This window comes from Aquabacter sediminis (assembly GCF_028863665.1).
In the GTDB taxonomy this organism is placed as follows: Bacteria; Pseudomonadota; Alphaproteobacteria; order Rhizobiales; family Xanthobacteraceae; genus L1I39.
In genome coordinates this window covers 93,825-117,051 of sequence record NZ_JARBFX010000009.1, presented here as the reverse complement: position 1 = coordinate 117,051, position 23,227 = coordinate 93,825, and the positions used below count along the sequence as shown (strand labels likewise).

Below are 23,227 nucleotides of genomic sequence, written 5' to 3'. Positions count from 1 at the left end.
GTCACGTCTGGAATTCCTTCGATGGCAGGACCGCCTCGTACCACATGCGCAAAGAACCCAGCTCCTGGTGGCCGAGGCACCGCGCCAGATAGCGCCTAATCCGGGGAAGGTGACGCAAATATTGCGGTTTGCCGTCGCGCAGCTTCAGCCGGGTAAATATCCCGAGAATTTTCGTGGCGCGCTGCGCCCCCATCAGGGCGTAGAGATGGGCGAAGGCCCGCGCATCGAAACTGGGATCCGCCTCCCGACGCACCTTCACATAATGGCCGACCAGCGCCAGCTCGAGGCTTTCAGAAACATCGACCCGGGCATCCTGAGCCAGCGACACGACATCATAGGCGGCCGGACCCAGCACAGCGTCCTGGAAGTCGATCAGGCCCACGCGATTCAAGCCCTCCCGCTCGGGCAGCCAGATCAGGTTGGGGGAATGGTAGTCACGCAGCACCCAGGTCTGCGGCTCGGACAGGACGGGCGCCAGGGCATTGCGCCAGAGCATGGTGAACTCGTCCCGCACCACCTGGTCGAGCATCACGTTCCGATAGGGCAGATACCAGTCCAGCATCAGTTCCAGTTCGATCTGGAACGCCTCGATGCCGTAGGTGGGCAACACATATTCGCTTTGGGGGGCAATGTGCAGGATGCTGGGCAGGCGCTTGGCATGCAGGGCGGCGAGCACTTCGACCGCCGCCTCGTAGCGCGCCTTGATGGGCTCGGGGGGATTGCCCTCCAGCACGCCTTCGTCGCCGAAATCCTCAATGATGAGGAGCCCACGCTCCAGGTCGGCCGAGTAGATGTCGGGCGCAGAGAAGCCCGCTGCTTTCAATCCCCGCGCAACGGCCACGAAGGCCCGCACATCCTCGGCGAGGTGCGCGATGCGGCTATAGGGCAGCCCCCGGCGCACCGGCGGGCCATCGGGCCGGCGCGGCGCGTTCATCAGCACCGCCGAGCGATCGGGCAGAACGAGGCGGGCATAGGAGCGGGAGGACGCATCCCCCTGCATGTAGCGCCGCTCGGCCTCAGCGAAGCCGCTGGATTCGATCAGGAGTTCGGACGCGTGAAGGCGGTCGAGACGCTCGGCGAAGGCACCGGTTCCGATCAATTGGGCGCGGCGCCCTTCCGGTCCCAGTTCCGGCGCAAGGGTCAAGGAGATGGTGAGCCGGTCGGCAGGCAGATAAGCGGGTGCCCGCTCCGGCCATTCCACCAGAGCGATGGCGCCGTCGGTCAGCTCTTCCCAGCCGATCTCCTCCAGTTCTTCGGGCTCCTCCAGGCGATAGAGATCCGCGTGCAGCACCTTGGCGCGGGGAAAGTCGTAGGAGACCACCAGGGAAAAGGTGGGACTGGGCACTTCGAGCGCGGGATCGCCCGCGAGCACGCGGATCAGCTCGCGGGCAAACGCGGTCTTGCCGGCGCCGAGGTCGCCGGTGAGCGCCACCACGTCTCCCGCCGAGAGCCAGGGCGCGAGCATGGCGGCCATCTGCTGGGTGGCGAACAGGCCCGGCAAATCGAGCGCAAAGGTGCCCGCTCCGCCTTCGGCCAAATCGTCGAGGCGTGACATGGAACCGGTCATGCGGCGGCCTCGCTGCGATGGGGGGCATTGAACGGGAAAACGCAGGTGGCGACCGTGCCGCCACCGGGCGCCGCCTGGAGGCTCACGGTGCCGCCATGCAGAGTCATGAAGGAGCGGACGATGGACAGACCCAGGCCCACCCCGCCCCGTCCGCCGGCGGCAGGGCCGGTCTCGAAGCGGTCGAACAGACGCTCGGTCAGTTCTGGCGAAATGCCCGGCCCCTGGTCACGCACCTTCAACACCACCGCATCTGGCCGCCGCTCGGCGCTGAGCACCACCGTCGTGCCGGGGGGCGCCGCGGCGATGGCGTTTGACAGGAGGTTGAACAGGATCTGACGCACGCGCCGCCCGTCGGCCACGAACAGGCCCACATCGCTGGCGGCATCGATGCGCAAGGTGACGTCGACCTGCTCCAGCAGATCACGCACCGCCTCGGCCACCCCTTCCAGGGTGCCGCGCACGTCCACTTCGCCCAAATCAAGCGCCATGGCGCCCGCATCGATGGTGGCGAGGTCGAGAATGTCGTCGATGAGCGCGCGCAGCGTGTCGGAGGACTGGCGCACATGGTCCAGGAACTCGCGCTGCCGGTCGTTCAGCGGGCCGATGGCGGTCTCGCCAAGCATGTGGGCATAGCCGATGAGCGTGTTGAGCGGCGTGCGCAAATGGTAGGAAACGTGGCCCACAAAGGCATTCTTGAGCACGTCGGCCGCTTCGAGCGCCTCATTGCGCTCGATGAGGGCGCGCTCCACCTTCACACTGTCAGTCACATCGCGGAAGGTGACCATTGTGCCGCCGTCGGGCAGCGGCTGGGCCGCGCCATCCAGCACGCGGCCGTCCGCGCGCTCCAGGCGCAATTGCTCGCCCCGGCGATGCTCGATGGCGGTGATGACCGACCGGATGCGCGCCCAGGTCCCCGTTTCTCCATAGAGTGGGCGGCACATGGCGGCCACCGCGTCGATATGGGGACGCTCGCCCAGCGCCTGGGCGCTCAGCGACCACAGGGCCAGGAAGGCCTGGTTGTAGAGCCGGAGGCGCCCGTCGGAGCCGAACACCGCCACCGCCTCGGCGAGGCCGTCCAGTGTCTCGCCCTGGATGCGGATGAGGCTGTTATAGCGGCTCTCCAGCGAAATGCGCTCGGACAGGTCCTCGAACAGATAGGTGACGCCGCCCTCCGCATTGGGGGTGGCGACCACGCGCAGCATCTGGCCACCCGGCAGGTGCCACCAGTCGTGCACCGGCTCGAGAGCGCGATAGGCGTCGCGCAGATGCTCGCGCCAGGCACGGAAATCCGCCTGCTCCGGCACGCGACGGGCGAGGCGCATGCGCTCCAGGATCTCGCTCTCCGTGGGGCGCTCGTCCAGGAAGGCGGGATCGAGCTCAAACAGGCGCTCATAGGCCGAGTTGTGGAACTGGAGGCGTTCGTCCGCGCCGAACATGGCCACCGCCGTGGCCAGTTGGTCGAGTGTGCGGCGATGGGCTGCGATGGTCCGCTCGATCTCGCCCCGCAGCGCCTCGGCAGCGGTGGCGTCCACCGCCAGGCCCGCGCTGCCCTGGGGCCCGGGCACTTCCAGCACATCAAGGATCTGCCGGCGCCCCCCGGCCACAACACGCACTCGCGCCTGATAGGGTTCGCCCTTGCGCCGGGCGGCTGCGGACGCCTCGCGGGCCGGCTGATCGAGCAGTTCCAGGCCCTTGGCGCAGACCTCCTCCGGGCTTCCTCCGCCCACGGCGGTCGCAAAGGCCGGGTTCACGCGCACCAGGCGCCCCTCCAGGTCCCGCTGCCACACCGGCAGGGTGGAGGCACGGAAGAGGCCTTGGAATGGCAAGGTGGAGACCTCGCCCTCCGCCGAGGCACTGAGGCGCCGCGTGGTGACGACGCGATTTCCCGCCACCGCCTTGCCCTCGACGCACATCAGGACGCCCGCGACCGTCATGTCCCGCGAGAAGGGCTCGTCGCGCAGGAACAGGCCTTGAAGAGGGATCGAGAGGCTATCGGCGACCCCGGCGCCCAGCCACAGGGACAGATCCGGCACCTCGCCCCTGCCCGCGGCGTCCATCTTGAGAAGCCGACCGGCCGCGCCCATCAGCATGGGCGGCTCATTCCCCCCGAGCCAGATCGCGGCCCCATCCGTGCCCGCGCCCAGAAGTGCGGCGAGCGACATGGCATCGGCACGCGCCAATGTCAGGGCGCGCGCGCCGGCCCGCTGCATCCGCGCCGCGGCCCGGCTGCGTATGGCACAGGCCAGCCCTAGGCCGAGGGCTGCAAGGGAGGCGCAACCGGCGAGGAGCGCAACGGGGCTGACACCGCCCGCCACCACGTCGAGCAATGGTGCGGCATGCGCGGAGGCGGGGATCGCCAGAACGGGGGCGAAAAGTCCGGCGGCCAGAGGGCGCCGATGGAAAAAGACGGCAGACCGAGGTGCCGTGCGCCGCCCGGAGGCGGGGATGCCGGGCGCGCCGGTGTTTCGGCAAAGCTCCGCCCTGCCCGCGCCCTTGCTCCACTCGCCCATGCCGCGTCCGCCCCATGCCTGCCAGGCGCGGGCCCCCTGTTCCCGCGCGAATCACATCTCACTCTAGAGCCTGATCCGATCTGGTTGAAACAGAGTGAAAGGCAAAAGCGGGGCGCTCCCTGACGGAAAGCGCGCCAGGCTGCATGGATCAGGCACCCCCATACTGCCGCAGGCTGGGGCGCCGAGAGCACAGCACCAGCTGCGACGGGCGGGAGCGTCCGGGACGCCCCCGCCTGTGCGTCACTGACGCTCGATGACCATGGCGATGCCCTGGCCGCCGCCGATGCACATGGTGATGAGGCCATAGCGGCCTCCCGTGCGCTGGAGCTCGTAGATCGTCTTGACGGTGAGGATGGCGCCCGTCGCCCCTACGGGGTGGCCGAGCGCAATGGCGCCGCCATTGGGATTGACCTTGGCCGGATCGAAGCCGAGGGCACGGCTGACGGCACATGCCTGGGCAGCGAAAGCCTCGTTGGATTCGATCACGTCGATATCGGCCACCGTCAGGCCCGCCCGCTCCAGGGCGGTCTTCACCGCCGGCACAGGCCCCATGCCCATTTCGGAGGGATCGACACCCGCCAGTCCATAGGACACCAGGCGCGCGACCGGGGTGAGGCCCCGCTGCTTCGCCGCCTCTCCGGAGGCGATGACCACGGCGGCCGCACCATCATTGATGCCAGAGGCATTGCCGGCGGTCACGGTACCGTCCTTCTTGAACACGGCGCGCAGCTTGGCGAGATCGGCCGCGGTGACGTCGGCGCGCACATGCTCGTCGGTCTCGAAGCTGACCGTGCCCTTGCGGGAGGCGATCTCGAAGGGGACGATCTGCTCCTTGAAGAGCCCGGCGGCTGTGGCGGCGGCCGCGCGGCGGTGGCTTTCCAGGGAGGCCTCGTCCTGCGCGGCCCGGTCCACGCCATAGCGCTCGGAAATGTTCTCGGCCGTGATACCCATATGGCCATTGCCGAACGGATCGCTGAGCGCGCCCACCATCATGTCCACCAGGCCAAGATTGCCCATCTTCTGGCCCCAGCGGGCGCCGGGCATCAGGTAGCCGCTGCGGCTCATGCATTCGGCGCCGCCGGCGAGCGCGAAGGACGCATCGCCCAGCTTGACCATCTGGGCGGCGCTGATGATGGCCTGGAGGCCCGAGCCGCACAGGCGGTTGACGGTCAAGGCCGGCGTCTCCTTGGGCACGCCCGCTTCCATGGCCGCGACGCGGGAAAGGTACATGTCGCGCGGCTCGGTATGGATGACGTTGCCCATCACCGTCTGGCCGATGTCGGATGCTTCAATGCCCGCGCGGGCGATGGCCGCCTTGGCCACATGGCCGCCCAGCGCGGTGGGCGGCACATCCTTCAGCGCGCCGCCGAAATCGCCGATGGCGGTTCGGGCGCCGGACAGGAAGACAACGTCGGTGGTGCTCATGTGCGGTTCCTCCTGGCGACGGCCGGAAAGGCCGCGCCACGTTTCAGGGGCCGGCCTCTTTGCAGAGCCGGCTTTGGATCTCAGGCCGGCAGGGGCACCGGCAGGCGCGGCTCGGGATGGCCCATGCGATCACACACGTCGTGCACCGCCGCCGCCACCGCTTCGCGGGAATAGCGGGACATGAGGGTGAAGGGACCCTCCTTGAACTTCAGCGCCATCACCGCGCCCTGGTCCACCGCCGCAGGCGCAGCCACCCGCTCCTCGGCCAATTCCAGGGCCGGGACGGCGAGGGCGCCGAGCAGGCGGCGCTCCACCGCATCAAGATCGGCATCGGGCAAGGTGTCTTCCACCGGCCAGTCGGCGCCGCTGCGCCCCTGGTCCTGGAGCAGTTGGGATGGCACATAGAAGGGGCCGAGCGGCACCAGATTGGCCTGGGCATGAGCCGCCACGGCGGGGCGGATCAGGTTCATCACCGTGAAGGGCCCGGCCGCGGCACCAATGCGCTCGCGCGCCACCTTGTCCACGTCGGCGGGACCGGCGATGCGCTCCTCCACGAGGCGGGTCGCCTCATTATAATAGGGGCAGAAAAAGCGATTGATGGCAAAGCCCGGCCGATCGGCGCAGGGAAGCGCCGTGCGGCGGGTCTCCTTCAGGAAGGCCATCGCCCGCTCGATGGTACGCCCGCTGGTGCGTTCCGAGCGCACCACCTCGACGAGGGGCGAGACTTCCGCCGGGCTGAAATAATGCAAGCCGAGCACGCGATCGGAAAAGCCGAAGCCATCGGACAGCGCCCCCACCTTCAGCGCGCTGGTATTGGTGGCGAGCACCGCTTCCGCACCCAGATGGGGTTCGAGCGCCGCGAACAGGTCCCGCTTAACCTTGATGTCCTCGAACACCGCCTCGATGACCAGGTCGGCGCCGGACAGCTCCGCAAGGCTTGAGGCGGGGCGCAGGCGCTCCAACGCTGCGACAGCGTCCGCTTCACTCATGCGGCCGTTCTTCACCCATCGGGAATAGACCCCGGCGGCCCGGCCCTTGAGCGCCTCCGGTCCTTCGGGACGGGCGTCATAGACCTGGACGGGAAGCCCATGGCGGGCCGCGTCGAGGGCGATGCCACCGCCCATCAGACCGGTTCCGATGATGGCGAGCCGTGTGGTCATGAATGCCTCTTCAGCTGATGTGCCGCAGCGGGCCGAAAGACCCGTCCGGGCAAGGCAAAGCCGTGGCGCTGCCCGCCGCAAGGGACGGCGCGCGGCCGCTTCACCTGGAGGAGCCGGAGCGGCGATGCCGCCCCGGCAAAGGCGTGCCGTCGGCCCGGCGAGGGCCGAGCCGACCGGGCCTCAGTCGAGGCCGACCTCGAACTTGGCGGCGGTCTTGGCCCGCACTTCGTCGAGCGTCACGCCCGGCGCCAGTTCCTTGAGCACCAGGGTGCCGCCGCGCTTGGTGAACTCGAAGCGGGCGAGATCGGTGATGACCATGTCGGTCACCTGCGTGCCGGTGAGCGGCAAGGTGCAGGCTTCCACCAGCTTGGGCGCGCCGGACTTCTCCACATGCTCCATGAGCACGATGACCGACTTGGCGCCGGCCACCAGGTCCATGGCGCCGCCCATGCCCTTCACCATCTTGCCGGGCACCATCCAATTGGCGATGTCGCCCTTCTCGGACACCTGCATGGAGCCGAGGATGGACAGGTCCATATGGCCGCCACGGATCATGGCGAAGGAATCGGCGCTGGAGAAATAGGCGGTGTCCGCCACTTCGGTCACGGTCTGCTTGCCGGCATTGATGAGGTCGGGATCCTCTTCGCCCTCATAGGGGAAGGGCCCGATGCCCAGCATGCCGTTCTCGCTCTGGAAGCTGACCGTCATGCCGTCCGGCACGAAGTTGGCCACCAGGGTGGGGATGCCGATGCCGAGGTTCACATAGAAACCGTCGCGGACTTCCTGGGCGGCGCGCGCCGCCATCTGGTCGCGGGTCCAGGCCATCACTTCACCTCCTCGGGGCGCTTGCGGGTGGTCACCTTCTCGATGCGCTTCTCGGGATTCTGGCTCAGGACGATCCGGTCCACATAGATGCCGGGGGTGTGGATGGAATCGGCATCGAGCTCGCCCACCTCCACGATCTCCTCCACCTCGGCGATGGTGACCTTTCCGGCAGTCGCCATCATCGGGTTAAAGTTGCGCGCGGTCTTGCGGTAGATGAGGTTGCCCTCCTTGTCCGCCTTCCACGCCTTGATGATGGACAGGTCCGCCACGAGGCCGGTCTCGAGCACATAGTGCTCGCCGTTGAACTCGCGGGTGGGCTTGCCTTCGGCGATGATCGTGCCGTAGCCGGTCTTGGTGTAGAACCCGGCAATGCCCGCGCCGCCGGCCCGGATGCGCTCGGCCAGGGTGCCCTGCGGGTTGAATTCCAGCTCCAGGTCGCCGGCCAGGTACAGCTTCTCGAAGAGCTTGTTCTCGCCCACATAGGACGACAGCATCTTCTTGATCTGGCCGTTGGACAGGAGCAGGCCGAGGCCGAAATCGTCGACGCCGCAATTGTTGGAGACGACGGTCAGATTCTTAACGCCATTGTCGCGGATTGCCGCGATCAGATTTTCCGGGATGCCGCACAGGCCGAAACCACCGGCCATGATCATCATGCCGTCGGCGAGCACGCCCTCCAGGGCGCTTTTCGCGTCCGGGTAAACCTTTTTGCGCATCGTCTAGATCCCTCCGTGGCGCCGGTTTCCGTCCCTAGATCAAATCGGCGGCCCTGCCGGCGAAAGCGGCCGCAAGCCGACCCGTTTCCGCAGCGTTGTCGGATGACGCATTCCCCGCCTTGGCGCGGGCCGCGATCCCCTCGAAGATCACGGACCAGCGGAACAGGGCGAAGGCCATGTGAAAGTTCGTCATCCGCGCACCGTGGCGGGCGGCAGCGGCATACTCAGCTTCGTAGTCCGCCCCGCTCGGAATGCCAAGGCCCTCAAGGTCGAGGCCGGCGAGACCGCCATATTCATCGGGCTTGGAAATCCAGGCCATCATGGAATGGGCAAGGTCCGCGAGCGGATGGCCAAGGGTCGACAGCTCGAAATCAAGCACCGCCACCACACGAGGCTCGGTGGGGTGGAACATGAGATTGCCGATGCGATAGTCCCCGTGCACCAGCGAGGACACGTCGTCTTGCGGAATATGGGCGGGGAGCCATTCCACCAACCGGTCGATATTGGCGTCCTCACGCGTGCGGGACAGTTCCCACTGGCGGCTCCAACGGGTCACCTGGCGGGCATAGAAGTTCCCGGGTTTGCCGAAGTCGCCAAGACCCACCGCGCCAAAATCCACATTGTGGAAGGCAGCCAGCGTGCGGGCCATGGACCGGTACATCTCGCCCCGTTCCGCCGGATCGACGCCGGGGAGCGTGCAGTCATGGAAGACCCGCCCCTCCACACGCTCCATCACATAGAAGGGCGTGCCGACGATGCTGCGGTCGTCGCTGTAGAGGAGCGCAGGCGGCACCGGCACATCCGTCTCGGCCAGCGCTCGCATGATGCGGTATTCGCGATCCACAGCATGGGCGGAGGGCAGGAGTTCGCCCGGCGGCTGCTTGCGCAGCACCAAAGCGCGGGTGTCATAGGTGACGAAGAAGGTGGGATTGGACTGCCCGCCGGCAATGCGGGCCAGCCGCATGGGGCCGGCAAGGCCGGGAACCGCCTCCTTCAGGAAGCCATCGAGACGGGCCTCCTCGAAGCCAAGGGGAGTGGAAGGAGCGGCCTCGCTCATGCGGCGCCGTCCGTCGCCACCGGCCAGCGCCAGAAGGCATCGCCTTCCTTCTCCAGGAAGCGGTTCAGAACCATCTGGTGCACCTCGTCGGCGCCATCCACCAGCCGTGCCTGGCGGGCATAGCGGTAGATCCATTCCAGCACCGTGTCCTTGGAATAGCCACGGGCACCATTGAGCTGGAGGCCCATATCCACCGCCTGGTGCAGGGTATTTGCAGCCTGGATCTTGGCCATGGACACCTCCTTGCGCGCAAGGCGGCCCTGGTCCAACTCGAAAGCGGCCTTCATCACCAGAAGGCGGCCGATCTCGATGGCCATTGCGGTGCGGCCCAGCATGAGCTGCACGCTCTCCCGGTCGGCGAGCCGCACGCCGAAGCCATGACGCACCTCGGCATAGTCACGGCCAATCTCAACCGAGCGGCGCGCAAGGCCCAGCCAGCGCATGCAATGGGTGAGGCGCGCCGGACCAAGGCGGATCTGGGTGATCCGCAGACCCCACCCTTCCTCCTTGAGAACATCCTCCGGGGGAATGGTCAGGCCGTCGAACTCCAGCTCGCAATGGCCGCCATGCTCTTCAGGGCCCATGATGGGAATGCGGCGCAGAATGCGCCAGCCCGGCTGGTCACGATGGAACATGAACGCCGACAGGCCCGTGCGTGGATCGTCGGAGGTACGGGCGATGAGGATGAAGTGGGCCGCTTCCTCCGCGCCGGTGATGAACCATTTGCGGCCATAGATGCGATAGGAGCCGTCCGGTTGCTTCTCTGCCCGGGTCTGGATCATGGACGGATCGGAACCGCCACCGGGGTGAGGCTCGGTCATCACGAAGGCGGAACGCACGTCGCCCCTGACGATGGGAGCAAGCCAGCGCTCCTTCTGGTCGGGCGTGCCGACCGCCTCCAGCACCATCATGTTGCCGTCGTCGGGCGCTGCCGAATTGAAGACGACCGGTCCGAAGATGGAACGGTTCATCTCCTCGTAGCAGACCGCCATGCCCATGCGGCCCACCCCCAGCCCGCCATTCTCCGGCTTCAGTTGCAGGCACCACAGCCCCTCCTCCCGCGCCTTGGCGCGCAGGCGCTGGAGCGGTGCGTGGGCGATGTTTTCGTGGGCGTCGTAGGCGGCGGAATCGCTCTCGAGCGGGATGATCTCACGGGCGACGAAGTCAGCAATGCGTTCGCGCAGGCTTTCCAGCGCCGGGGAAATGGTGAAGTCCATGGGTCTCAAGCCTCACAGAGAGGAAACGAGGTGGCCGCCATCCACTTCCAGGGTGGAGCCGGTCATGTAGGCGGAGGCGTCGGAGCACAGGAACAGGAGCGGTCCCGCCACATCTTCCAGCTTCGCCAGGCGGCGATAGGGGATGCGGCGGATCAAGGCCTTGCCGGCCTCGCTCTCGAAGAAATCGCGGTTGAGGTCGGTCTCCACGTAGCCGGGGCACAGTGCATTGGCGCGGATGCCGTGGCGTGCCCATTCCAGCGCCATGGAGCGGGTAAGCTGGATGAGGCCGGCCTTGGAGGCGCAATAGGCTGACACCTGGCCCGCAATGCGCTCGCCCAGGATGGAGGCGACGGTCACGATGGTGCCGCCGGTCTTGGCAGAGGCCATGGCCCGCGCTGCGGCCCGCCCCACCAGGAAGGCGCCCTTCAGATTGGTGTCGAGGATGCGGTCCCAGGCCTCTTCCTCAAGGTCCAGGAGCGGTGTGGTGGCGGTGACGCCCGCATTGGCCACCAGGATGTCCAACCGCCCGAAGGTTTCCAACACCTCTGCAATGGCTGAATCCACTGAGGCGGCCCGGGTCACATCGACGGCCAGGGCAAGGGCCTCGCCGCCGGCGTCCCGGATCCGGCCGCACACCACCTCGCACTCAGCCTTATTACGGGCCGCGACAGCCACCCGGGCACCGGACTGCGCGAGCTGGGTGGCAAAATAGGCGCCAAGGCCCTTGGAGGCGCCCGTCACGAGCGCCACGCGCCCGTCCAGAGTCACGGAAAATCCCATAGGCCCTGCCTCCCTCAGCTTGCCGTCGCCCGCTTCCCGTTCGGGAGATTTGATTTTATGTTTATAGAGCGAGCGCTCGCTTTATAGACAGCGGCGCGAGCGCCATGCAAGAGAAAACCTTAAGGACGCGCCCGTGACCATGGCGGCGGCAGGAAACCGGATGAAAGCAGGCAATCCACAAGCGGCCGTCGCGCACAGCGATGCCCAGCGCGCCATGACAGGGCTCGACCTGTCCATGGAGGCGATGGCCGCCCGCATGCTGGCCCGCCACCACGCCACCATCCGGGTGAAGAAGCCCCAGGTGGCCACCGCGCGGCTTGCCCGCATCGTCGAGACCACCTTGACGCTGGCCAACAATGCCGGCTTCCAGTCCATGAGCCTGCGCGACCTCTCGGAGCAATCCGGCCTCAGCATGGGCGCGCTCTATGCCTATTTCGACTCAAAGGAGACGCTGCTGCGCATGATTCTCGGCACGGTCTCCACCGTGGTCGAGGAAGTGCTCGGCGCCCCGCCGCCGGACCTTGACGGGCCCCGCGCCCATCTGACCTGGCTCCTGCGCACCCATGTGGCGCTCACCGAAGCCATGCTGGCCTGGTTCACCTTCTCCTATATGGAGGCCAAGACCTTCCCGCCCGAGGCCCGTGCCATGGCGGTGGCAAGCGAGCGGCGGACGGAGGGCTTCATCTGCGACGCGCTGGCGCAGGGCGCGGCCGCGGGCGTGTTCGAGATCGACGATGCGGCCATGACAGCGGCTCTCATCAAGCCCATGCTCCAGGACTGGTACGTGAAGCGCTCCAAATACCGGCGGCGCGGCATCGCCCCCGATGCCTTCGCCGACGCCCTTGTCGCCTTCGTGGAACGGGCCATCCTGCCGCATGAGCCCCTGCCCTCCACGCCCGCCTGACCCTGCGCTCCGCGCTTGCGGGCGTGGGAGAGATGGGCCAGCCTCCGCACCGACGAACGCAAGCGACCCCGGTTCACCGGGGCCGACAAGGAGGAACGGCATGGCGCAGACATTCACGGCTCTCTTGATCGAGGACCAGGGCGGCAAGCCCCGCGCAGCCTTCAAGCCCTTATCCCTTGATGACTTGCCCGGCCACGACGTCCTCGTGGAGGTTGCCTGCTCGACCCTGAACTACAAGGACGGGCTCGCGGTGAGCGGCAAGGGCCGCATCGCCCGCAAGCTTCCCATGGTGGCCGGGATCGATCTTGCCGGCACGGTGGTGGAAAGCCGCTCGCCCCGCTGGAACGCCGGGGACAAAGTGATCGTGAACGGGTTCGGCCTCTCCGAGACCGAGTGGGGTGGCTATACGCGTTACCAGAGGGTGAAGCCGGAATGGCTGGTGCGCCTGCCCGATGCCTTCAGCTTCGAGCAGGCCATGGCCATCGGCACCGCCGGCTATACCGCCGCCTTGTGCGTGGATGCGCTGGAGGATTGGGGTGCCATAGCCCAAGGCGGGCGAGAGGTTCTTGTGACCGGCGCGGCGGGTGGGGTTGGCTCGGTGGCCGTGGCGCTGCTGGCCAAGGCCGGCTACACGGTGACCGCGGCCACTGGCCGGCCTGAGACCCATGCCTATCTGTCGGACCTTGGCGCCTCCGGCTTCGTGGACCGGGCGAGCCTGACCGAAAAGGGCGCCCCGCTTCAGAAGGAGCGTTGGGGCGGCGCGGTGGATGCAGTGGGCTCAACCACCCTTGCCAATGTCCTGTCGCAGACCGCCTATGGCGGCGCGGTGGCAGCCTGCGGCCTTGCGGGGGGCCCGGACCTGCCGGCCACCGTCCTGCCGCACATCCTGCGCGGCGTGGCGCTCCTGGGGGTCGATTCGGTGGCCACCCCCATGCCGAAGCGCGAACGCGCCTGGGCACGCCTCGCCCGTGACCTCGCCCCCGGCACCCTTGCCGCCATGACCCGCGTGGAGCCCATGTCCCGCCTGCCGGAGCTGGCGGATGAGATCCTCGCCGGCCAGGTCCGCGGCCGCGTGGTCATCGACGTGACGCGCTGAGGCCCAGAGATCGGGATGCAAAAAGGGCCCGGACGTCGCCGTCCGGGCCCTTTTCTTTTTCTAGCGCGGCAATCGGCGTCAGTTCCGGGTGATGGATCCCGTAACAGTGGGCGCGGCGACCGCAGGCGTGATCGACATGGGAGCACCGGGCGCCGAAGCCTGGATCGGCTTGGGGGCTGCGGCGGGAGCGGCCGGGGAATGGGCCGGCTTCGGCTTTTTCTTCACCTGCGGCTCGGCCTGGGCCACCACCTTGGGGGCCGGCGGGCGGCCATGGGCTATGAGCTCGGAGACGGTGACGATCTTGTAGCCCTTGGCGATCAGCGCATCGATGACACGCGGCATGGCCGCCACAGTGGTGGGGTGAATGTCGTGGGCGAGAATGATCGCCCCCGGCCGCACCTGTTTCATGATCTGGTCATAGACCGATTGCGGATCGCGGATCTTCCAATCCAACGGGTCCACCGACCAGAAGATCTGGGTGATGCCGAACTTTTCGTAGAGATGGGCCTGCAGGCTCGGGCTCATGGAGCCGTAGGGCGGACGCATGAGGACGGGCTTGGTGCCGGTGATCTGCTCCAGCAAAGCGGACGTGTCCTCAACCTGCTTGTCGGCGGCGGCGACCGGCAGCTTGGTGAGCTGGGGATGGCTCCAGGAATGGTTGCCGATCTCGTGGCCGGCTGCGGCCACCGCCTTCACCACCTCGGGCGCCTGGACGGCGCGGTTGCCCAGCATGAAGAAGGTCGCCTTCACATGCCGGTCGGCGAGCATCTTCAGGAGCTTGGGCGTGGTCTCGGGATTGGGGCCGTCATCGAAGGTGAGCGCCACATAGGGGGCGTCCACGTCAAGATAGGTATAGGCAGGCAGGCGCTTGCCGGGGGTCGCGGGCTCCTCGGCAACGGGGCTCGCCTGCGCGGCCACAGGCTGCGCCAGTGCCGGGGGGGCGGCCGCAGGCGCCGGTGCCGGCTGGAACATGGCGGCGGTCACGGCGGGCGACGGCAGAGCCGGCAGGCTTGCATGGCTGGCCATCGGGGCGCTGGCGGAAGCTGGCGTCGCGAGTGTGACGGGGGTCGCAGGCGGGGTTTCGGACGCGGACAGCGGCATGAGGCTAAAGGCCAGCCCGAGCCCGATGGCTCCGGTCACGGCGGCTGCGCAGATGGCGACGACTTTCTTCACGGCTTGGCTTTCCTGGGGCAAGCGACGTTTCAGTCTCGGCCCGCGAGTGTGGATAAAGCGTGAAAGTGGCGAAACAATCAATCCGCGCGGTCCAATTGCGGCGGCACTTCGGCAAATCGGGCCGGTGGCGTGTCTTTCCCGTCACCCTGCGGAACGGCAGCCGCAGGGTGAGGCCGGGAGCCACTTTGGTCGACGCACTCATCCCTCATCCATCGTCCGGATGGAAAAGGTTACGTCAGAGGTCACGCTCCATATAAAGCCAGAAAGGAAGAAGCTGAGGCGGCGGCTCTGCCCCCGGATAAGGCTCGCAAGGTGAAAAGCCCGCGGCCCGGTAGATCTTCTGGGCGGAGGTCATGAAGATCCCCGTGTCCAGCCGGATGACCCTATAGCCAAGCTTTCGGGCTTCCTCCATCAGGTGGGCGACAGCCTGAAAGCCAAGACCTTTCCCGCGAAAGGCGGGGCGGGTGAAGATTCGCACGACCTCGGCTGCACCATCGGGAAGACGGCGAAGGCCGCACATGGCCATGATTTCACCCGTCGCTGCGCGGCGCACATAGACGCCACCCTCGTCAGATCCGATGCGGCTTCCGATATCGGTGGTGTATTTGACATATGCGTCAAGTTCCATTCCGACGATGTCCGGAATTGAGAACCCGCAACAGGCTAAAATTTGCCCGTTCATCCAGTCGAAATACGCCTGGGATATTTCAATGACGTCTTCGCGCGCCTGCCCATCGGACAAGTCAACGCGCTGAAACCCGTCACCACATTCAACCGACGCAACTTGATCGTTCATGACAGCCCCCGCACCTTCGGAACATGGTACCAGGATGCGGCGCCGTCGATATGCCCGACACGCCAGGAAGGTCAGGGCAGTTGAAGGAGGATTGGCTCGCACGGCTCCAGCACCGGCGCGCCCAACGCGGCATCGAACCAACGCGACCCAGTCCGCACAAAGCTCCGGGTTGCGCCGAAGCAGGTAACCACGGGCTCGTGCACGCCACCCCGCGGGCCCAGATGTTCCAGAAGCGCATGCAGAAGCAGCGCCTTGTCCCGATCGGTCCCAAGCCGGAAACTAAGGGTCTCGTCCGGCATGGCGATGCGGTCGCGACTGCCGAAAATAGAGCCCGCGCCATCAAGGTCGCGCACGAAACCCAGAACTTCTTCAAGGCTGGACAAGCTGTGCGCCAGGCTGCGGCAGTTCGGCTGTTCGCGTGCGACCTCCAAATAGGGGCGGAGGTCCCGCACAGAGAGGGAGCGGAAGGCGTAGAGCACGCCTTGGGCGGCCACGTCGACAGCGGATGCCAGAATCTCCCGTGCCATTTCGAGCGAAGTGGCCCCCATGAGGCCCCTGAGACAGTCTGCGAGGGGGTCTTCTGGCCAAACGCTGCGCGGCTTCGACAGCCCCGCCTCGACCTGTCGCAGGCGCACCCCAAAAAACGTCTCCATATGGGAGGCGATCTCTTCGATATGCGCTGCGGGGAGATTGCTCTGCCCCGTTTCAAGGTCGAACGTCCCGGCGACGGAGGTGATGCGGTTCAGGTCGCCCAGCCATCCATCGAACACGCTTTGCGGGTTTGCCGATCGTGACTGAGCCACCACGGATCGCCATGTATCGGGGAAGTAGATCCTGTTTTTACCGTAGAACCACCATGGCTCACCCTCGCAGGTCCATCCGAACGCGGTGGTGTGGGATGGGCTGCTCAAGGCGATAACGTTGGCCACCGCCCCCTTCTTCAGGGTGGTGGCGAGCGCGGCGAAAATGGCGGTCTCGTCCACGCACGACGTCACGCCTTTGATGGAAGCGTGGGAGAATCCCGTAAGCTTCCGTCTGGCACGCACCAGGTCGATAGTGCCGTAGATGTAGGCTGGGAAACGCCCCGCCGCCGCCCGGTCGATGACCGGCTGTAGCGCTTCGGCTGGAATGTCGCCGGACCGGATCCGGGATTCGAAGGTGCGCAAAATCCGATCCAGGGCCTGGTTGACGCAGGCCTCGCCGAGACGGGCCCGCTCGTCGGCCAAATCGAGCTCGCCGTAGAGCTCCGCCACCTGCATCACGTGTAGGTGCCTGAAGCTGCGGTCGAGGACTTTCTGAATTTCCCCGATCGACGACCGGCTCGCGCCGCCCTCCGCCGCGCATGCCTTCAAAGCCCGCTGCTGGATCTTCTCGGAGAGTTCCCAAGTGGCCGGTGAAAGGAGGTTGCTGGCGACCAGATAGAGCAGCAGGTTCGGATTGGCGTAGGCGTCAAAAATATTCGGCGTAACCAGCGACTTGAAGGCCAACATCGACGTCATGAACCACCCAGGCGCTTGACCACGTCCGATACAGGACTGCCAGGGTGAAGCTAGCAAGTGACGGTATCTGCGTCACGCCGCGCGCGCGGATTGCATTTGCCTCCTCACCATCGCGCTGCGGCGGACGGCGGGTTCGGCACTTATCCATTTAAGGGAAGATCGGGCTGGTGGAGCCGAGGGGAATCGAACCCCTGACCTCTGCAGTGCGATTGCAGCGCTCTCCCATCTGAGCTACGGCCCCGATCCATGGGAGGCGCCATTTAGGGTTTCGCCCCCCGGCCTGTCAAGCGTGGGGGAGAAAGTTGCGCACATGGAAATTGGTGCGCTGCCCCCTGCCCCATTTTGCCCCCGGCGCGGGGTGGTGGAACGGCCCGATCGCCTTCTGCCGAGCGGCCCTAGCGCGTACGGAACGGGCGGCGCACCGGCTGGCCCAGCGTGCGCAGGGCGGCCTCGGCCAGCGCGCGCATTTCAAGATCCGCCGAGGATCCCGGCGCATAGGCGCTGATGGTCTGCCCGACGGTGAAGGCACGCACATAGGAGATATCGAAGCTGAGGTGCGGCGCCACCTCATGGCCCAGTTCAGCCAGTTCCGGCGCGATCTGCTGGCCTTCCAACACCGACATATCCACCTTGGTGGGCACCAGCAAAGTGGGCGGCTGGCCATCGGGCAAGGGGCGGGCGATCTCGGCTGCGCGCGCCACGGTCTGCTTGGTGGCGTTGAGATCGAGGGAAGACGGACCGCACGGCAGCAGGAGGAGGTCCGCCACCTCGACGCACAGCTTGAACACCGAGCCCAGGTCGGCGGGCGAATCAATCACCGCGAAATCGGTGCCGGACTTATAGATGCCCTTCACCCAAGAGACGCCGCCCGCCACGGTGGGAACATCGTTGCGCACCACGAACCCAAGCCGGCGCGGCAGCGCCCAGTCGAAGGCCGAAGCCTGAGGGTCGGCATCCACCAGGGTGACGCTACGGCCGCGCCGCACCAGCTCTCCCGCAAGGTTGACCGCCAGCGTGGTCTTGCCGACGCCGCCCTTGCGCTGCGCGATGGCTATGATGTGCATGTACGCCTCACTGGTCCTGCCCCGGGAGCGCGGGCCGGCCGCGCCCTTTTGTTGATGCACACTCTCCGCGCCGGCCGGTCAGCCGCCCGCCAAATGATTGACCGCCCTCTGCACCACTTTGTCGAGGCTCCCGCCGGGCTCGCGCAAGGTCAATCCATGGGCAAACAGGGTGGCCGAAGCCGCAAATGACGTGTCGTCCAGCATGCGCGTATAGACAGTATGGACATTCTCGGCCTTGAAGGATCCCGACAGACCGAGCGCGAGGCCGAACTGCCCGACCATGCTGGCATTCAAGGTCTGCTCCAGCTGGCGGGGCACCAGCAATTGCGGACGCCCCATGGCAAGGGCCATCTCGATGGTGCCAAGGCCGCCATGATGCACCACCATGGCGCTCTCGGGAACGATCTGCGTGAGGTCCCCTGGGGTGTCGAGCATATTGACCCCCATGGCCCGCAGCCGATCCCGCTCATTGGGCAGAATATCGCGCACATAGGCGCACCCGTCGGTGTCGAGCTGGGCCAGCGTGGTCAGGATCATGCTGGTGTGGGCATATTCGGCGGTCAGATAGGCGAACCAGGTGCGCACCGGACTGCGGGACGCCGGAGGCGGGAGCGGGGCTAGCGGCCCGAGCGCCGCCTCTCCTCGTCCCTCGCTGTAGATATCAAGCTCGGGCAACGTCACCACCACGCCGTCCGCCTCGGAATAGACGGCGGGCAAGGTGGGAGGAACCGGACGGCCACGGCTGTTCTGGACACTGGCCACGCTGGCGAGGAGTTGTTCCTCGCTCAGGCTCGCCGTGCGGCCCGGGAAACTGGGAAAGGTATCGCCCACGGGGAGCGGAAGGGTGAAGCCGTCCCCCAGGATCATCAGCGGAATTCCGCTGCCATAGAGGGTGAGTGCCAGCACCGGGCAATAGTCGCCGACCACGAGGTCCGGCCTGAACATGTCCAGGACCGCCTGCCAGCCGTGCACGAGGGCGTCCAGGCGCTGAGGCTCGTCGAACCCGACCATCCCCATGATGTCGCCATAAGCGCCGATCCGGTAAGGCAACCGCCCTATGGGGGTGACGGCATACGGAGCCTGAACCACGAAGAACCCCCGGTCGCGAATGGGTTTCGAGGCCAGAAGCAGATTGCGCACGGCAAACACGCAGGTATGCCCTTGCTCGGCCAGCGCCTCTGCGACCGGCAGAAGGCGGGAGACATGCCCCATCCCCTCTCCCAGCTCCCACGCGAACAAGACGAGCCCCATGATCTTCCTTCAAAAACGCGCCATGCCCCGAACATTCCGGTGCAGTCGCGGCAAGCTAGCATGCCGCGCCAGTCTTGCCGCAAGCTGGAATAAGAACAGGCCCTGTCGTCAACGCCCTTCCTCCCCCCTTCTCGCTCTCCTATGATGCCCTCGCGGCCGGGCGGCATGCACAGACGCGATCCGATGGGGAGAGCGGCCCCTGCGCTGGCGGCCCTGTGCGAACTTGCAGCGGGCAAGATGGAATGCAAAGGCCGGACGGTGCGGCGGGCCTCCGGACAAAGTGGGATAGGAAGGCAAATGGCAGCGGGCGTGAAGGAAATTTTTGACGGGCTGCGGCAGGTGCTGGATCAACGCAAGACGGCCCGCAAGGGCCTGACCGCCGTGGATCGTGTCGCCCTCGCGCTTGAGACCCTGGCGGACGAAGCGAGCGTGATCCGCACCGAATTGTCCCTGATTCGGATGATCTCTGCGGAACAGGCCCGGGGAGCGCCCCCCAAGAAGCAGGAAACAGAGACGGTCATCGCGACTGCCGAATAGGCGTCCTGCGCAGGCTCGGCCGCGATGGTCGGGCCTGTGCCTCAGATGGGGATTTCCCGCGACTTCTCCTGCGCGGTAAAGGTCAAGGTCAGCACCCGGCTGGCCGCAATGGGGGCGAAGTCCGGCGACAGGCGCACGGGCGTGCACGCATCCAGCGCCCCGAGGGCGGCGGCAACGAAGCGTCGTTGGGCCGTACCGTCTCCAGTCAGGCGAGAATAGCTCACCAGCGGCTTTCCCTTCAGCCGGCCGGCCACATCCAAGCCGAAGCGGAAGGTGATGACCGACCCCGGGCTGTCGGGGGGCGGTTGCCAGCAGGCCCTCAGGGCCCGGCTGAGCTCCGAGAAATTGGCCACAGGCCTGCCAGGCCGAAGGCTCTCCGCCCCGGCAGGGGTGGCCACGTGACCAAAAGCCAGCATGGCCGCCAGCATGGCCGCGCGACACGGCCCCCTCGAGAGGGGGAGCCGGCTCGTCCCGCGCCTCAATTCCTGGGTCCGGGCGGATCGATGCGGTCGGCGATTTCCACCAACGCATCAGCCAGTGCCCGCAATTGCTGGGGATCCAGCGCGATCTGCACCGCCGGCAGGGGAAGCCCCGGCGCCTTTGCGATGCCCACCTCGAACCGCACGCCTCCCGCCTTGCCGTCGAAGATGGCGGTGGTGAAGGCGTGAAGCGGCCAGACCTTCAGGCGGCCGGCTTCGTCCTTGTCCCAAGTGTCGAAGGACATTCAGTCTCCTCCCTGCCCGGATGTCCGGGCTCGTATGTCATGGGCGGTCCGCCGCTCAAGCCGGTGGCGCCGTTTCGTGCCTGAGGAAGCATCGCCTGAGGCGAGCGCCGGGGTGCCGCTTCGGCAGTCACATGGCCAGAAATGCATGGCCAGAAATACGCGGCCAGAAATACATGGCCAGGAACCGGGCCGCCGCCCGTCCCGGCCGCTGCTGCGAAGACAGGTTCATGGACCTGATGCAGGCCAGCGGGACCGAGCCCTGTCAAGGGTGCGGCGCAGCAAATGTGTTTCGCAACCGCGCGAACGGATCGACGCCACCCGCAGCAGGCCTTATAGCTTGAGGAACGAAAGGGTTGCCCCGGCTTGATCTCCGTCATCATCCCCACCTTGAACTCCGAACGGGAACTGGTTCCCGTGCTGTCCGCCCTGGTGCCGGGTGTGACGGCGGGCATTCTACGCGAGGTGGTGCTGGTGGATGCCGGATCCACCGACGGCACGCCCGCCATCGCCGATGCGGCGGGATGCGCGCTCATCCAGGGCGGCCCCGACCTGGGCCACCGTTTGCGGCTGGGTGTGTCGGCCGTGCGCACGCCATGGCTCCTGTTCATCCAGCCTGATTCGCTGCTCGAGGAAGGCTGGTCGCGCGACGTGGGGCAGTTTCTGGAGACGGCCGAGCGCCGGGGCGCCGCCGACCGCGTGGCGGCAACGTTCCGCCTGGCGGTGGACGGATACGGGCTGCGCCCGCGCATTCGCGAACTGGCCGGTGCATTTCAGCTTGCAGTTCTGGGCCGGGCCCGCGCCGGCCAAGGCCTGCTCATCTCCCGCCGTCACTATGAGCGCTTGAACGGCCACCGGGCCGGCGCGGCCAGCGAGCAGCAACTGGCGACACGGGTCAGCCGCCACCGGCTCCACGTGTTGCGGGCGCGGGTGGTTCTCATCGCCGACCAGGCGGAAGCGGACGCCTGGGACGAAGACCGCGCCGCCACCGCCAGTTGAACGGGACCCCGTCGCGCGTCGCGACGGGGGCTACGTGGGAGTGGCCGGCTACCGTGAGAGGAAGTTGGTCTCGGCGAGATCCAGCACCTCATCGCCCCGCCCGCTCATGACCGCCTTGATCATCCACAGGCTGAAGCCCTTCACCTGCTCCAGTCCGATGGTGGGGGGCATGGAGAGTTCCTGCGTGGCGGTCACCACGTCCAGCACGGCGGGACCGTCATGGGCGAGCACTTCCTTCACGGCGCCTTCCAAATAGCCGGGATCCTCCACCCGCACGCCGTGAATGCCCATGGCGCGCGCCATGGCGGCGAAATCGGGATTGTCCAGGTTTGTCCCCACTTCCACGAAGCCGGCGGCCTTCATCTCCAGGGCGACGAACCCCAGAACCCCATTGTTGAAGATGACCACCTTCACGGGCAGCTTGTGCTGCTTCAGGGTAATCAGGTCGCCCATCAGCATGGTGAAGCCGCCATCGCCCGACAGCGAGATCACCTGCCGCTTGGGCACGGCCGCCTGGATGCCTATGGCCTGCGGCATGGCATTGGCCATGGAGCCATGCACCAGCGACCCCACCATGCGACGGCGACCGTTCATCTTCAGGTAGCGCGCGGCCCAGATGGTGGGCGTGCCTACGTCGAAGGTGAAGACCGCATCATCCGCCGCCGCCTCGCTGACGAGCCGCGCCACATATTGGGGATGAATGGGCGGGTGGCCGCCCGTGCCCTGGGCGAGATCGTCGAGGCCGGCGCGCACCTTCCTGTAGTGCGCCAGATGGGTCTCCAGATGGGTGGCGTCCGTCTTCTCGGCGAGCTTGGGCAGCAGCGCCTCCAGCGTGAGACGCACGTCGCCCACCAATCCGAGATCGATGGCGCAGCGCCGGCCCAATTGCTCGGGCCGCAGGTCCACCTGGGCGATCTTGATGCCCGTGGGCAGGAACTGCTTGTAGGGGAAGTCCGTGCCGAGCAGCACCAGCAGGTCGCAGGAATGCATGGCCTCATAGCCGGAGGCAAAGCCGATGAAGCCTGTCATCCCCACATCAAAGGGGTTGTCGTACTCCACAAACTCCTTGCCACCCAAGGCATGGACGATGGGGCTCTTGAGCTTCTGGGCGAGCGCCATCAGTTCGGAATGGGCGCCGGCGCAGCCGCGCCCGCAGAACAAGGTGACCTTGCCGGCCGCGTTCATGGCAGCCGCCAGCTTGTCGATCTCGGCTTGGGCGGGACGCACCTCGGGCAGCGCGGGCAGAAGGCACGGCGCAGGCTGGCGGGTGGGTGCGGGCTTCAGAGCCACGTCTCCAGGAATGACCACCACCGCGACGCCTCGCTTGCCGACGGCGGCGCGGATGGCATTTTCCAGCACGAACGGCATCTGGTCGGGGTCGGAGACCATCTCGCAGTAGACGCTGCATTCCTGGAACAGGTTCTGGGGATGCGTCTCCTGGAAATAGCCGCCGCCGATCTCCGAAGAGGGGATCTGCGCGGCGATGGCGAGCACCGGGGTGCGGCTGCGCTGGGCGTCGAACAGGCCGTTGATGAGATGCAGGTTGCCCGGCCCGCAGGAGCCCGCGCACACCGCCAGCTCACCCGTGATCTGCGCCGCGCCGGCCGCCGCGAAGGCCGCGCTTTCCTCATGGCGCACATGGATCCAATCCATCTCGCCGGTGCGCCGGATGGCCTCCGTCAAGCCGTTGAGGCTGTCTCCCACGATGCCATAGATGCGCCGGACGCCGGCTTGATGAAGGGTGGTGACGATGAGGTCGGCGACGGTGCTGGCCATGGTTTTCCCTCTTTGGCGACGGGGGTTGGTCTTTTTGAGCACCCACCGGTTTTTTCGTGCCGTCCTCACTATCGGCCATTGGACGACGGGTTCAAGACGCTGCCGCCAAGCTATGGGGGGAGAATGCATCCGCCCCCGCCATAGGGTTTCGCTA

General features: G+C 66.8%; 21 protein-coding genes and 1 tRNA gene. 4 read left to right on the top strand and 18 right to left on the bottom strand.

What is annotated here, in order from left to right:
* Window position 1: 1 nt before the first annotated feature.
* From tsaE to PV781_RS18100, 9 genes are all read right to left on the bottom strand, one after another.
* Window positions 2–1,567 (bottom strand): tRNA (adenosine(37)-N6)-threonylcarbamoyltransferase complex ATPase subunit type 1 TsaE, encoded by a 1,566-nt coding sequence (gene tsaE / locus PV781_RS18140; RefSeq protein WP_274777049.1) that lies wholly within the window; start codon window positions 1,565–1,567, stop codon window positions 2–4.
* Window positions 1,564–4,077, bottom strand: a complete 2,514-nt coding sequence (locus PV781_RS18135) for a PAS domain-containing sensor histidine kinase (protein ID WP_274777048.1) — start codon at window positions 4,075–4,077, stop codon at window positions 1,564–1,566. The genes tsaE and PV781_RS18135 overlap by 4 nt, the downstream gene beginning before the upstream one ends.
* Before the next feature lie 240 nt (window positions 4,078–4,317).
* Entirely contained in the window at window positions 4,318–5,502 is a 1,185-nt protein-coding gene (locus tag PV781_RS18130) for an acetyl-CoA C-acyltransferase family protein (protein ID WP_274777047.1), read from the bottom strand.
* An 80-nt stretch (window positions 5,503–5,582) separates the two neighbouring features.
* Window positions 5,583–6,662: a 3-hydroxyacyl-CoA dehydrogenase gene (locus tag PV781_RS18125; protein WP_274777046.1), complete on the bottom strand. Its 1,080-nt coding sequence runs from the start codon at window positions 6,660–6,662 to the stop codon at window positions 5,583–5,585.
* A 180-nt stretch (window positions 6,663–6,842) separates the two neighbouring features.
* Window positions 6,843–7,487 (bottom strand): CoA transferase subunit B, encoded by a 645-nt coding sequence (locus tag PV781_RS18120; protein ID WP_274777045.1) that lies wholly within the window; start codon window positions 7,485–7,487, stop codon window positions 6,843–6,845.
* Complete coding sequence (locus PV781_RS18115; protein ID WP_274777044.1) at window positions 7,487–8,203, bottom strand: CoA transferase subunit A; 717 nt, start codon at window positions 8,201–8,203, stop codon at window positions 7,487–7,489. Before PV781_RS18115 ends, PV781_RS18120 begins: the two co-directional genes overlap by 1 nt.
* Before the next feature lie 34 nt (window positions 8,204–8,237).
* Window positions 8,238–9,260: a phosphotransferase family protein gene (locus PV781_RS18110; RefSeq protein WP_274777043.1), complete on the bottom strand. Its 1,023-nt coding sequence runs from the start codon at window positions 9,258–9,260 to the stop codon at window positions 8,238–8,240.
* Window positions 9,257–10,477: an acyl-CoA dehydrogenase family protein gene (locus PV781_RS18105; RefSeq protein WP_274777042.1), complete on the bottom strand. Its 1,221-nt coding sequence runs from the start codon at window positions 10,475–10,477 to the stop codon at window positions 9,257–9,259. Before PV781_RS18105 ends, PV781_RS18110 begins: the two co-directional genes overlap by 4 nt.
* Window positions 10,478–10,489: 12 nt before the next feature.
* Complete coding sequence (locus PV781_RS18100) at window positions 10,490–11,257, bottom strand: SDR family NAD(P)-dependent oxidoreductase (protein ID WP_274777041.1); 768 nt, start codon at window positions 11,255–11,257, stop codon at window positions 10,490–10,492.
* Between the two features lie 160 nt (window positions 11,258–11,417).
* Between PV781_RS18100 and PV781_RS18095 the strand changes: the two genes are divergently transcribed.
* Both PV781_RS18095 and PV781_RS18090 read left to right on the top strand, forming a co-directional pair.
* On the top strand, window positions 11,418–12,161 hold the full coding sequence (locus PV781_RS18095) for a TetR/AcrR family transcriptional regulator (RefSeq protein WP_274777040.1): 744 nt from the start codon (window positions 11,418–11,420) through the stop codon (window positions 12,159–12,161).
* A gap of 100 nt (window positions 12,162–12,261) precedes the next feature.
* The gene (locus PV781_RS18090) at window positions 12,262–13,257 is read left to right on the top strand and encodes an MDR family oxidoreductase (RefSeq protein WP_274777039.1); all 996 of its coding nucleotides are present in this window, start codon (window positions 12,262–12,264) and stop codon (window positions 13,255–13,257) included.
* Window positions 13,258–13,335: 78 nt separating this feature from the next.
* Here PV781_RS18090 and PV781_RS18085 read toward each other — a convergent pair whose 3' ends face one another.
* The 6 genes from PV781_RS18085 to PV781_RS18060 form a co-directional block, all read right to left on the bottom strand.
* Window positions 13,336–14,430: a polysaccharide deacetylase family protein gene (locus PV781_RS18085; protein ID WP_274777038.1), complete on the bottom strand. Its 1,095-nt coding sequence runs from the start codon at window positions 14,428–14,430 to the stop codon at window positions 13,336–13,338.
* Window positions 14,431–14,665: 235 nt separating this feature from the next.
* A complete protein-coding gene (locus PV781_RS18080) occupies window positions 14,666–15,226 on the bottom strand; it encodes a GNAT family N-acetyltransferase (protein WP_274777037.1) in 561 nt (186 codons plus the stop codon).
* Between the two features lie 71 nt (window positions 15,227–15,297).
* Window positions 15,298–16,725 carry a hypothetical protein gene (locus PV781_RS18075; protein ID WP_274777036.1) on the bottom strand — a complete coding sequence of 476 codons (1,428 nt, stop codon included), beginning with the start codon at window positions 16,723–16,725 and terminating at the stop codon, window positions 15,298–15,300.
* A gap of 165 nt (window positions 16,726–16,890) precedes the next feature.
* A tRNA-Ala gene (locus PV781_RS18070) sits at window positions 16,891–16,966 on the bottom strand.
* Window positions 16,967–17,120: 154 nt separating this feature from the next.
* Window positions 17,121–17,789 carry a ParA family protein gene (locus tag PV781_RS18065; RefSeq protein ID WP_274777035.1) on the bottom strand — a complete coding sequence of 223 codons (669 nt, stop codon included), beginning with the start codon at window positions 17,787–17,789 and terminating at the stop codon, window positions 17,121–17,123.
* Window positions 17,790–17,867: 78 nt separating this feature from the next.
* Window positions 17,868–19,040: a glycosyltransferase gene (locus tag PV781_RS18060; protein ID WP_274777034.1), complete on the bottom strand. Its 1,173-nt coding sequence runs from the start codon at window positions 19,038–19,040 to the stop codon at window positions 17,868–17,870.
* A 297-nt stretch (window positions 19,041–19,337) separates the two neighbouring features.
* On the opposite strand from PV781_RS18060, the gene PV781_RS18055 reads away from it, so the two are divergent.
* The gene (locus tag PV781_RS18055; RefSeq protein WP_274777033.1) at window positions 19,338–19,577 is read left to right on the top strand and encodes a hypothetical protein; all 240 of its coding nucleotides are present in this window, start codon (window positions 19,338–19,340) and stop codon (window positions 19,575–19,577) included.
* A gap of 41 nt (window positions 19,578–19,618) precedes the next feature.
* On the opposite strand, the gene PV781_RS24160 is transcribed toward PV781_RS18055, so the two are convergent.
* Complete coding sequence (locus PV781_RS24160) at window positions 19,619–19,993, bottom strand: hypothetical protein (RefSeq protein WP_489667330.1); 375 nt, start codon at window positions 19,991–19,993, stop codon at window positions 19,619–19,621.
* Window positions 19,994–20,055: 62 nt separating this feature from the next.
* Complete coding sequence (locus PV781_RS18045) at window positions 20,056–20,301, bottom strand: hypothetical protein (RefSeq protein WP_274777031.1); 246 nt, start codon at window positions 20,299–20,301, stop codon at window positions 20,056–20,058.
* Between the two features lie 363 nt (window positions 20,302–20,664).
* Between PV781_RS18045 and PV781_RS18040 the strand changes: the two genes are divergently transcribed.
* Complete coding sequence (locus tag PV781_RS18040) at window positions 20,665–21,297, top strand: glycosyltransferase (RefSeq protein WP_274777030.1); 633 nt, start codon at window positions 20,665–20,667, stop codon at window positions 21,295–21,297.
* Between the two features lie 48 nt (window positions 21,298–21,345).
* Here the strand turns inward: PV781_RS18040 and poxB are convergent, their stop codons facing one another.
* Complete coding sequence (gene poxB / locus PV781_RS18035) at window positions 21,346–23,073, bottom strand: ubiquinone-dependent pyruvate dehydrogenase (RefSeq protein ID WP_274777029.1); 1,728 nt, start codon at window positions 23,071–23,073, stop codon at window positions 21,346–21,348.
* Between the last annotated feature and the right edge of the window lie 154 nt (window positions 23,074–23,227).